Raw genomic sequence first — 11,886 nt, 5'->3', positions numbered from 1 at the left:
ATTGCATACTATCAAATCATTACCGCATACCATGTTACCCCCACCAGTAGAACAAATAGAAGGAGAATATAGATAACAGATAAATTTTTTACATTCTTCTTTGTAGACTTCCCGTAATTCTCCTCCACATTTCGCGCAACTAGTACGGTCCCGAATAGCGATACAATTACAATAATAACCACTAGTGAAATTGCAAAGCTCATTGTATTTTCACCTCTCTAAAGACAATCTATTTTAATAAAGAACTTCCTCTTTAAAACGTTAATAACATACTACCTTTCTTCTCTTATCATAATGGATGTTTGCAAAAAACGGACCAACCACTTTTGTGTTTTTTTGCTCATCCACTTTGAAAATAAAAAAGCAACTGATCACTTATGATCAGTTGCTTTTTCATAGAATTCTCTACACCCATTTTCATATACAATTAACATTCATTATGATGACTTCCCTAATTTAACTAATTCTTCTTCCGAATCAGGACGTAATAAAGAGACTATAATACCAACAAATAAGCAAATAAAGAATGTTGCAGCCTTTGCAGATACAAGCACTTCAAGCGGTGAAAGTGACCAAATAATTGCACTGAAAAATCCAACAATAATCGTCGCAATAACACCTGCGCCCGACATACGTTTCCAAAAAAATATTAATAAAATAATAGCTGAAAATGTGTTACCAATACCCGCCCATGCAAAAGATACGAGGCTGTAAATTACAGATCCAGATTTAAGTGAAATAATTATACCTACAATACCGCTAATAACCGCTACAATACGTGATAAATGAACTAGCTTTTTACTTGAAATATTCCAGCGCAATGTTTTATGAATAATATCCTCACTAATAGAAGTTGTAATGACTAATAATTGCGATGAGGCAGTCGACATAATTGCCGCTAAAATACCTGCAATGATTATCCCCGCTACCCATGGCGGTAGTATATCAAATACCATATAAGGTAAGATCATCTCTGGATCGTCTATTGTACCTTGTTTATATAAAGTAGAAGCGAATATGGCTGATAAAAAAGCACCAATGTATACAACTAAAGTCCAAAGAATCGCCATATTACGACCTGTAATACGCTCTTTCTCAGTGGTAATTGCCATAAAGCGAGAACTTAATTGTGGTTGACCACCTAACCACCCAAAAAACCATGATACGTTTGTAAATAACATTGTACCTAAGGCGATTCCATTTAAACCACCAACCCAACTATCCGCACCATTTTCCATTTTAGCAAGCTCAGTTGAAATACTTAATCCTTGGTTTTGAATTTCCATAAAAGCTGCAATGGGAACGATAATGAATGATACAAGCATCAAAAAACTTTGAATCGTATCAGTCCATACTACAGACATAAAACCTCCCATACAAGAGTATGCAATAATGATTATAGCAATAATAATCGTTCCCCATGTAATATTAAAACCAGAGAATGAATAAACAGTTTTTCCCATTCCGGAAAATTGTGCTGCTAAATAGCAAACGAAAAACAATACAAGAACAATCGAAGCTAACCAACGGATGATATCTGCATGCTTTGGAAATTTCACAGCTATGTAATCCGTTAAACTATTCACCTTATATTTTTGTTGTTCCGTCATAAAACGTTTTGATAAAAATATCCATGAAAAAATAACCCCTAAAAACATTCCAGATAAAATCCAAATACCAGATAAACCAGCTACATAAATAAATCCAATTGCCCCTAAAAACATATAAGCTGATTCTCCTGTTGCACGCTCTGAGAACGCTAATGCCCATCCCGGAAGTTTATTCCCTCCTAAAAAATAGTCGTTGTGCGATAAATCTTTCTTGCTGAAATATATACCAATTGCAAGCATCGCAAGTAAGTATATAAAGATTTCAACATATACAACAGTTTGCATGACTTTATTCCTCCATCTGATTAAAGTAAACAATACCAATAGGTTTTATCAGATAGTATTTCGGAATTTTTTATTTGTCAATAGTTAGATTCCAAGTTTGAGGCGAATTTCTTGCATATTTCTAAAAATTCTAAAGCACCTGGAGAAAGATGGACACTACGATTATGGGCAATTCCAACATTCCTAACATACGACTCATAAAAATTTTTTCGGATAAGTTGATGTGGTGCATGAATTAAAAGTGAACTCGGTACAATTGAAATTCCTAAGTTTTCATTTACCATCGACAAAATAACTTGATCAACGGAAAAATCATATACGATATTTGGATGAATTTTATTTTCTGTTAAAATGCGTGAAACATCACGATCAATCGTTCGCTTTGGCATAATCCATCTTTCATTTTTTAATTGTTCTAGGTGCAGTTTCTCTTCATTAGCTAACGGATGATGCTTTGCCATAATACAAACGAGTTCATCATTAAAAACATGATTAAAAATAAGATCTTTTGAATGCGGCTCTACTAAAAATCCAATATCAACAACCCCATTATGTAGCCATTGCTCAATTTGATCATAATCGCCTTCCATTAAACGAATGTGTAAGTTGGGATGATGCTCCTCAAAATACGCTAACACTTTCGGCAATAAAACGAGCGATACACTGGGTAGTATACCAACAGATAATGAACCTCCAATAAGATTCTTTAAATCAGCAACTGCACTTTCAAGATGTTGCTGCTGTTTTAATATTTTTGAAATATGATCATAAACTACTTTTCCTTCGTTCGTCAAAACAATATTATTTCGATTGCGGATAATAAGAGCTAAGTTTAGTTCTGCTTCTAAATTACTAATAGCGTGACTAATAGATGACTGTGTAAGATTAAGCTTTAAACCAGTTGCAGTAAAATTCCCAGTATTGATGAGTGTATGAAATGCTGTATATTGTGCTAACGTAGCCATTGGTTAACTCCTTTTATGAATTTTTTTCATACTCGAATATAAAAACATTCATTTGATTTATTTTCATGCCCACCTCTATAATAAAAACAAAAACCAAGTAAATCAATACGGATTATTGAGGGGGTGCTAAAACATGGCAGAGGAAAAATTGATGATGAAAGCCTTATCCATGGACATCATTACAGCAAAAATGTTTACCGAATTACATGTATCTATTACCGAAGAGTATGATGAACGTGGACGGAACTTAATCCAAAAAGGGTTAGAAGTCTTCGGACTGAAAGACGCTGAAGCTATGGCAAAAAAAGCAACTGCAGAAGGTGAAAATCATACCTTCTTTGAATATTTACCACAAACTGTTGAAGGTGAAGAAAAATTTTCAAATTTAACTACGTATGCACGTTTTTCGAAAATGTTTGCACAAATCGCAAAACAAGTTGTTGATGAATATGGGATGGAAGGCGAACAAGTCATCATGCGAGCAGTCGAACGTTTCGGACAAAAACGTGGTGCTGGAATTGCACAGCGCGCGCGAACAAATGGCCTAGACAATTCTATTGAAAATTATTTAACAAACTATGATATGGGACGCAGTGATTTATTTGAAATAGATACCATCTACAAACAAAATGAAATTGAACAAACATTTACTCAATGTCCATTTGGTCAACAATGGGCTGATGACGAAATGGGTAAATACGGTATTCTATATTGCAAAGTAATCGATCCATCCATCGCCAAAGGATATAATAAAGATTTCGAAGTCGTGCATGACCAATTTGTACTTCGCGAAGGTCAATGTCATTTCCAATTCCAAATGAAAGAGTGAATGTAATGATTAATACGAATCGGCTGTTAGACCGCCTTCAACATTTAAGCAAAATTGGTCGTAATAAAATAACTGGCGGCATAAATCGCTTTTCTTTCACACATGAAGAACAACTAGCTATTAACCTTATAACCTCTTTTATGAAAGAAGCAGGTATGACTGTTACTACTGATGCTGTCGGAAATATTATTGGCACATTTGGTGAAGGTACTGAAACAATTATGCTAGGCTCACATATTGATACCGTTCCAGAGGGCGGAAAATATGACGGTGCTTTAGGAGTTTTAGCTGCAATTGAGATTGTGCAAACAATTCATGAACAACAATTAGCACTTTCAAAAAAAATACAAGTAGTTGCATTTAAAGATGAGGAAGGAACACGCTTTGGATTCGGATTGATTGGCAGTCGCGCTATGGCTGGCCTTTTAACACATAAACAATTACAACAAAAAGATATGGCGGGTATTACTATTGAAGAAGCTATGAAACAATTTCATTTATCCCCTCTTCCTTTAGACAACGTAAAACGTAGTGATATTAAAGCTTATTTAGAAATGCATATAGAACAAGGAAAAGCACTTGAAAATGAAGAACTACCGGTGGGCATAGTTTCAGGAATCGCTGCACCGTTATGGCTAGAAGTTACCGTTACAGGAATTAGTGAGCATGCTGGTGCAACGCCAATGCCAATCCGGCATGACGCGCTAACGGCAGCAAGTGAAATGATTTTAGCCATTGAACACATGCTTAATAATACGACCACCTCTGTAGCAACTGTCGGTAAACTAAATGTCGAACCTAACGGCGTAAATGTCATCCCGGGTAAAATAACCTTCACTATTGATATCCGTGACATAGACGAACAAAAAATAAGCACATTAGAAACTAATATTATAGATCAACTAAAAAAAATTGCTGAACGTAGAAATGTTACGATAGATTCAAAGGTGTTACAACGTGTCAAACCTGCAAAAACAGATGCTTTCTTAAATCACCAACTAACAAAAATTATCGAAAAAAATGGTATACGGCCTTATTCATTAATAAGTGGTGCTGGGCACGATGCGATGAACATTGCTGCTGTGGCACCAATCTGTATGTTGTTCGTCCGCTCCAAAGATGGTATTAGCCATAACCCGTTAGAATATAGTTCAGATGAAGATATCATAATCGCTACGAATATTTTTTATGACACAGTCCTTGAGCTTACAAAATAATTTTTCTATTTAATAGAAGAAAACCAAAATAAGAAGCCATCTGAAAAATTATTTTCCGATGGCTTCTTATTATAAAGACAACTAAATCTTTACTCATTATAGGAATAAGTAATTCCTGAAAGTCTCCTCCCTTGAATCATACATACCTTACGAAAACAAACACACCTTCCCTCCCTATCAAAATAGCTAGTTCCTCCCTTCACTAATTTGTTATACACTAAGAAAATAACAAACAAACTATTCGTTAGCAGGTGAAAGAATATGTATGATGTTACAATTATCGGTGCTGGAGTAAGTAGCATTTTTATGGCTTATTCACTAGCTAAAAGTAACAAAAAGGTTTTAATTCTTGATAAAGGTAAAGCGCTAGAAGATCGCCATTGTCCTTTAGACGAAGGAAAAGCGTGTAATTGTACTACATGTGATAAATATTTCGGATTTGCTGGTTTAGGAAAATCTGAAGGGAAATTTAATTATACAAACGGATTTGGTGGAGAACTTGAGCAAAAGGTTGGTAAAGAAAGCTTTATACAACTCATGGCCGAAGTAGATGAAATTCTATGTCAGTTCGGAGGAAATTCAATTTCAAAATATTCTACAGAAAATCCAAATCTCAACAAGAGGGCTGAATCGTGCGGTTTACAAATGCTAACAACTGAAGTACGGCATCTTGGTACTACCCTTTCAAGTGAAATTTTTCAGCAGCTCTACGAATTTTTACTTACGAAAATAAATATACAATTCGATATAGATGTACAACATATTATGAAACAGAAAGAGCATTTTACAATAGAGACAAATGAAGGAAAAGTTCAATCTAAGCAACTAGTATTGGCAACCGGGCGTTCCGGAGCCGATTGGTTAAAAGAAATGTGCACTTCTCTACATATTTCTCAAGAACAAACCCGTGTAGATTTAGGTATTAGAGTTGAAATGAAAGAACATCAATTACGTTCTATATTAAAAGATACTTTTGAAACGAAACTTTCTTATCAAGACGAAAATTTCACAGCAACTACATACTGTATGAATCCAAAAGGACGAATTATTCGAAAGTACGAAGAAGGTTTAGTTATGCCTGACGGTCAAAATTTTCGAGAGAAAGGAACTGGCACACCTAACTTAAATTTCACTTTATTTATCCCGCGCTATTTTTCAACTCTCAAAGAAGCAAATTTGTATGCAAGCTCAATTATTAAAGGCATTAACCAAGGACGAGATCGGATTATTATACAGCGCTTAGAGGACTTAATAAAAAAACAACCTACAACGGAAAACAGCATGAAACATAATCGTATACAACCTACACTTCACGGAGATTATGGAGATTTGCATAAAGAAATCCCTCCATTATATATTGAGGGGCTCAAAGAATTTTTATTACGTTTAGAACAATTTATACAAGAACCTATCGATCAAGATACTTTATTATATGGAATTGATGGAAAGTTCTATACCCCTACGATAAAAATCAATAACCATTTCGAAACAAGTATACATGGGTTATTTTTAATTGGAGATTGTTCTGGCGTCACTCATTCATTATCTCAAGCAGCTGCAAGTGGTCTATATGTTGGAAACTATTTATCTGATATTTGAACACCCTTCAAATCGTTTAAGTTTCACTATCATTAATAATTAACCCACAAAAGATTAGGATTTTACGAAATATATGAAAAATACACAAAAACTACATTCTCTATAGAATGTAGTTTTTTTACTCATTAATATCCCCGTTTACTTTACGCTCTCCTTTCATTTAAATTTCGACTAATTGAATGTCAATAGTTTAATAAGTGTCTATCCATTTTCACTTTCATTTGTTCGATATTTTGTAACATCACCATAGTGTTTAATATGGTAGGATGTCTATAAGTCAATTTCACTACAACTATGACTTTTTCTGCTTCGTTTCTAAAACAATTAAATTTATGTTACTTCGCTTTAAAATTCCACATTGTGTGTATATGAATACTTCAAATTATTACCTTTAGAAAATATAAATCTACAATGGTTCATTACACTCTAATAGTTATAAAAATATAATATATAACTTCAGTTGAATAAATCGCATAAAGAAGGTGTAAAAATGAAGAATAAAATCAATTTACAAATGCAAAATGTTAGCTTTGTTATCATAATGGCTTTGGCAGTTTGGTTAAAAACATATCTTATTACGCGATTCAGTTTTGATTTAAAAATTGAGTCTTCTACACAAGAGCTGATTTTGTTTATTAGCCCCCTAGCCGCCTCATTAGCATTCGTTGGATTAGCATTATTTGCAACGGGTGAAAAACGAAATTATATCGCGCTATGTATTAACTTCTTATTAACAATCGTACTTGTTGGAAATGTAATGTTCTATGATTTTTATAGTGATTTCGTTACGTTACCAGTACTTGGACAAACATCAAACTTTGGCCAATTAGGCGGCAGTATTATAGAAATATTGAACTATAAAATTATACTCGCTTTCGTAGACATTATTTTCTTCTTTATTTTGTTAAAAAAGAAGTCATTAGTCTTCCAAACAGGACGCGTAACTCATTCGGTACGCTTTGTATATTTTCTCTTAACGATTGGTATATTTTTTGCAAATCTACATCTTGCAGAAAAAGAAAGACCTGAACTATTAACGAGATCATTCGACCGAGTCATGCTTGTGAAAAATTTAGGACTATACACGCATCAAGTATATGATTTAACACTGCAAGTAAAAGCAGGTTCACAAAAAGCACTTGCTGATAGCAGTAAATTACAAGAAACTGAAAACTACGTAAAGGCAAACCAAAGTGAACCAAACCCTAATATGTTTGGTGCAGCCAAGGGAAAAAACGTAATCGTTGTCACCCTTGAATCCCTGCAAACCTTTTTAATAGGCGCATCAGTTAACGGTCAAGAAGTTACACCATTTTTGAATGAATTCATAAATGAAAGCTATTACTTTGATAACTTTTTCCACCAAACTGGGCAAGGAAAAACATCCGATTCTGAATTCTTAATCGATACGTCGTTGTATCCATTAAATCGAGGAGCTGTATTCTTCACACACGGTAACAATGATTATACTGCAACTCCAGAAATTCTGCGTCAGCAAGGTTATTTCACTTCTGTATTCCATGCGAATAACGCCACATTTTGGAATCGTAATATCATGTACTCTGCTCTCGGTTATGATCGTTACTATAATGAACTTGATTACAAAATTACGCCCGAAACAAATTTAAATTGGGGATTAAAAGATATCGAATACTTTGATCAATCAGTAGATATATTAAAAACTATTGATCAACCATTTTACGCTCGTTTCCTTACTTTAACGAACCATTATCCATTTACGTATGATGAAGATACAAAATTCATTGAACCATATAACTCGGGTAATGGCGTATTTGATCGTTACATCGTAACAGCACGTTACTTAGACGAATCAATTAAAAAATTTATTGAGCGTTTAAAAGCCGAGGGAATGTATGATGACTCTATTATTGTGTTATACGGTGATCATTATGGCATTTCTGAAAAGCATAATCGCGCAATGGCACAGTTTTTAGAAAAAGATCAAATAACAGAATTTGATACTTTAAATTTACAACGTACACCTTTATATATTCATGTCCCTGGACAAACAGAAGGTCAAACGATTTCAAAGCCTACTGGACAAATCGATATGAAACCTACTATTCTAAATTTATTAGGGATTGATACTACGAACGATATTCGTTTTGGTCATGATATGTTTTCAGATGAATATACCGGTTTTGTTGTTTTACGTGATGGTAGCTTTATTACAGACAAGTATGCATACAAAAACAATACTTTCTATGACCGCATAACAGGTGAAATTGTAGATTTACCAAAAAAAGAAGCACAAGCACTCATTAACCGCGCACAAAATGAATTACGAATGTCTGACAAAATTATTGAAGGCGATTTATTACGTTTCTCAGAAAGTAATAAAATTAAAACTGGTGAAGTACAAACTAAAATTAAAGAGACTGAAAAATAATTTATATAAAAAGGAGCAACTCATTATGGTTGCTCCTTTTTTTACTTTCTTATAACACATGATGCAATTTCAAATAAAAACTCTTATATATCTTACTTTTACTCTGCGCTTGTTTCTAAACTTACATCTATATAAGTATGATCATCACCTATATTTAAAATTACTTCACATTGACGTAATCTCAATTCAAAGAGCATGATAGAATCATGATATACTTCAGGATTGGATTTCATTTTATGTAACATCTCTTGTTTTTCTTGTATTTCTAATTGCGTATTTTCTACAGCTTGTTTCAAGGAGTTAAATGGATTCCTAAAAAATATATTAATATCCCGCTCTTGTGTGTTTTCAAATAGCTCAAATTGCAAAAAGAATTTCTTCATAATAGAATCCGTTACCTCGGTATAATCTTCATTTTCTACATACTGTTTGTATTTGTTATATAGCATAGCTTTGTTTTTAGGAAGAACTCCAAATAATTTACCGGCACTTTTCAGTAAAAATTGTGCTGGCGTAAATCGACGTAAAATATTTACTTCATCCATTTGTATTCTAGTCGTCATTCTGTCAGTATCTCTTCGCCAGTCATCAAGTACTTTAAAGTCACATTCTAACTGTATTCGATTTTCTCCAAATAAAGAATTAAGTCCTTCACTAAGTTCTTCTAAGTACGATTGACTTTGAAGGAGCTCATTATTAGAAGTTGCAATCCAATTTTGCATAGAAAGAGCAAGATTAGGTAATACAGTTTGTTCTAAATATTTATGCACTCTTTCATTCATTGCTTTATTTAGTTCCATATCCATGTGACCAAAATCGCTTTCTTCACTCATTAAATCAGAACAACTCTGTAATATCTTCGGAATATTTTCAGTAAGATCATTCGTAATTTCCGTTTTCATTGTACGATATGACTCTGTAATGAAATGAATTTTTTCCTTCTCAAATGCAGAAAGGTTATTAATGCTACCGTTTAGTTTCACTAGCATATCTTCATTCCAATTAATAGCATCCACTAGATTATTTTCTTTCTCAACGCGTTTATCCAAAAGATATGTAATTGTTTTTCGAATGAAGAACAATAGCTTTTCAGTACGTTCTGCATCGATATTTTTATGGTTAAAGTTAAAACGAATAAACTCTGTTAAATCATTTAGTTGTTGGCTATTTGTATATAACGAAGAATAAGGGAAAATCCTCGCATGCGGGAAATATGTGTTTATTCTTGCTGCCGTATCATGTAATACTCTTTTCACTTCTGCTTCACTATAAATGTTATCGATTTTATTTAATAAGAAATGCACTTGTAAATTTGGTGTATGTTCTTGAATGCTTAATAGAATATCACGTTCCTTATCAGTAAAAGGGGAATCCGCATTCAATACAAACAATAATTCATCCACAGAATTTAGATATTCAAATACCTCATCCCTAGTGTCGTTATTCCTATTAAAGCCAGGTGTAACTACGAATGTAAGCTTATTTTCACTTAAAAATCTGCATGGTAATTTAAATTCAACACATGCTCTATCTCTATATGTTTGGTGGTGTAACGACATTATATTATGGTAATCAAAGAAATTTTCAGTTGTTGTAATGGCTGAATCTGATATAGCTTTAATTTCTGTATGAGCATCATTTTTTAAAACTACTACATTTGAGATAGCGTTTTCTAATATATTTTCTCCTAATATAGAGTTAACAAATGTAGTTTTTCCATTTCCTGAAGTTCCCGTTACTAAAATACGATTTGTTCTTAAATCTGCGAGTTCGTCAACTAACCATCTAAATCGGTGACCTATTTCTATATTGTGCTTTTGTGCCCACTCTGTAATAGATTCAAAAAGATGTAGACTGTACTCTAAACCATTCACATGATTAACAGAATATAACAGTAGGTCTTCCGCATGTTGTATATTTGCTACATCCATTTTGGAAGGGAAAATTTCATCCCATGCCAACACAGCTGCTGATGGAAATACAGCATAAGATGGATTGACTACTTTTAACCAATTTGTTAAAAGACTTGGAATGATATCATGTAATTGTCTAAGCATATATTTCCCTTGAATTAATGCAAAGTATGTTTCTTCATAAAGAGAAGAAATTTTGTCCCATATGTCGGACGAATGTATTTCAATATGTAAGAAAAATTCATTTATTGTGTTAAGCCACAATAAATAATTTTGTTCATTTTTATAACTGTTCCAAAGTGATGAAACCATTTGCGTAAATTGCACTTGATCTACATTATTTAATGTAACTAATGCATCATAAAAATAATCTGGTGAAATATGTTTAGTAAATCCTTTATCGATATATCCTTTTAACACCTCAAACCATGGATAAGATTCTGTTCGAATTAACTCATTCACAGCAAGCTCTACTGCACTATCAAAATCTTGCTGCTCCTCATAAAAAGAACGGGCAATTTTTGTGACATTCGGATAATCCGGATTTAAAGAAACCGCTTCTTTAATAACAGCGAAAGCTGAATCAAAACTATTTTGCTCTATGTAAAGAGAAAGTAATTGTAGTCTAATTTCGGTCATCAATATTTTATTATCAGTAGTAATGGAAGTATAAACATTTTCAGCAACTGATAATTGATTAAGTTCGAAATAAGCATCCGCAATATTTTTTTGTGCCCATGGCGCTAATTCATTACCAACCTTCTCCCATTTAAAAATAGCTGCTTCAAAATCTTGATGGCGATAATAAAATTCACCTTGTGCAAAACGAATATAAGATCCATCAGAAATCTCATTTTTTTCTTCGTTTACATACGCTTCTCCAAGTACGTCAAGAGGTGCTTTTGTTTCATTCTCCATTAGGAACGTTTCATAATACATCTTTTTTATTAATTGTTTTTCTACTCTCATCTTTTCCCCCACTATATCTTGAAAATACACTTTTAAGATATGTCAATACTTTTTTGTATATATGCTTTTTATCTTAACAAAGAATATCT

The 11,886-nt window shown here is 33.2% G+C and carries 8 protein-coding genes; 4 read left to right on the top strand and 4 right to left on the bottom strand.

Annotated elements, in window-relative coordinates; translation table 11 throughout:
- Window positions 1-11: 11 nt before the first annotated feature.
- The 3 genes from BAQ48_RS25835 to BAQ48_RS25825 all read right to left on the bottom strand — a co-directional run bounded on the left by BAQ48_RS25835 (window position 12) and on the right by BAQ48_RS25825 (window position 2,860).
- On the bottom strand, window positions 12-203 hold the full coding sequence (locus BAQ48_RS25835) for a hypothetical protein (RefSeq protein ID WP_000006455.1): 192 nt from the start codon (window positions 201-203) through the stop codon (window positions 12-14).
- Window positions 204-437: 234 nt separating this feature from the next.
- A complete protein-coding gene (locus BAQ48_RS25830) occupies window positions 438-1,895 on the bottom strand; it encodes a sodium/proline symporter (protein ID WP_071713273.1) in 1,458 nt (485 codons plus the stop codon).
- Between the two features lie 77 nt (window positions 1,896-1,972).
- A complete protein-coding gene (locus BAQ48_RS25825) occupies window positions 1,973-2,860 on the bottom strand; it encodes a LysR family transcriptional regulator (protein WP_071713272.1) in 888 nt (295 codons plus the stop codon).
- Window positions 2,861-3,011: 151 nt separating this feature from the next.
- On the opposite strand from BAQ48_RS25825, the gene BAQ48_RS25820 reads away from it, so the two are divergent.
- From BAQ48_RS25820 to BAQ48_RS25805, 4 genes are all read left to right on the top strand, one after another.
- Entirely contained in the window at window positions 3,012-3,689 is a 678-nt protein-coding gene (locus tag BAQ48_RS25820; protein ID WP_242660494.1) for an L-2-amino-thiazoline-4-carboxylic acid hydrolase, read from the top strand.
- The gene (locus BAQ48_RS25815; RefSeq protein WP_423219977.1) at window positions 3,659-4,906 is read left to right on the top strand and encodes a Zn-dependent hydrolase; all 1,248 of its coding nucleotides are present in this window, start codon (window positions 3,659-3,661) and stop codon (window positions 4,904-4,906) included. The genes BAQ48_RS25820 and BAQ48_RS25815 overlap by 31 nt, the downstream gene beginning before the upstream one ends.
- 261 nt (window positions 4,907-5,167) lie before the next feature.
- The gene (locus BAQ48_RS25810; RefSeq protein ID WP_071713269.1) at window positions 5,168-6,505 is read left to right on the top strand and encodes an NAD(P)/FAD-dependent oxidoreductase; all 1,338 of its coding nucleotides are present in this window, start codon (window positions 5,168-5,170) and stop codon (window positions 6,503-6,505) included.
- Between the two features lie 490 nt (window positions 6,506-6,995).
- Entirely contained in the window at window positions 6,996-8,915 is a 1,920-nt protein-coding gene (locus tag BAQ48_RS25805; RefSeq protein WP_071713268.1) for an LTA synthase family protein, read from the top strand.
- A gap of 98 nt (window positions 8,916-9,013) precedes the next feature.
- On the opposite strand, the gene BAQ48_RS25800 is transcribed toward BAQ48_RS25805, so the two are convergent.
- A complete protein-coding gene (locus tag BAQ48_RS25800) occupies window positions 9,014-11,797 on the bottom strand; it encodes a dynamin family protein (protein ID WP_071713267.1) in 2,784 nt (927 codons plus the stop codon).
- Between the last annotated feature and the right edge of the window lie 89 nt (window positions 11,798-11,886).

Source organism: Bacillus luti (assembly GCF_001884105.1).
Lineage (GTDB): Bacteria > Bacillota > Bacilli > Bacillales > Bacillaceae_G > Bacillus_A > Bacillus_A luti.
This window is presented reverse-complemented; position numbering and strand designations above follow the sequence as displayed.

Bases quoted from the DNA above. Each gene is read 5' to 3' on its own strand.
- BAQ48_RS25805 (WP_071713268.1), top strand. From the start codon at position 6,996: ATGAAGAATAAAATCAATTTACAAATGCAAAATGTTAGCTTTGTTATC.
- BAQ48_RS25800 (WP_071713267.1), bottom strand. From the start codon at position 11,797: ATGAGAGTAGAAAAACAATTAATAAAAAAGATGTATTATGAAACGTTC.
- BAQ48_RS25825 (WP_071713272.1), bottom strand. From the start codon at position 2,860: ATGGCTACGTTAGCACAATATACAGCATTTCATACACTCATCAATACT.
- BAQ48_RS25830 (WP_071713273.1), bottom strand. From the start codon at position 1,895: ATGCAAACTGTTGTATATGTTGAAATCTTTATATACTTACTTGCGATG.
- BAQ48_RS25815 (WP_423219977.1), top strand. From the start codon at position 3,659: ATGTCATTTCCAATTCCAAATGAAAGAGTGAATGTAATGATTAATACG.
- BAQ48_RS25820 (WP_242660494.1), top strand. From the start codon at position 3,012: ATGATGAAAGCCTTATCCATGGACATCATTACAGCAAAAATGTTTACC.
- BAQ48_RS25835 (WP_000006455.1), bottom strand. From the start codon at position 203: ATGAGCTTTGCAATTTCACTAGTGGTTATTATTGTAATTGTATCGCTA.
- BAQ48_RS25810 (WP_071713269.1), top strand. From the start codon at position 5,168: ATGTATGATGTTACAATTATCGGTGCTGGAGTAAGTAGCATTTTTATG.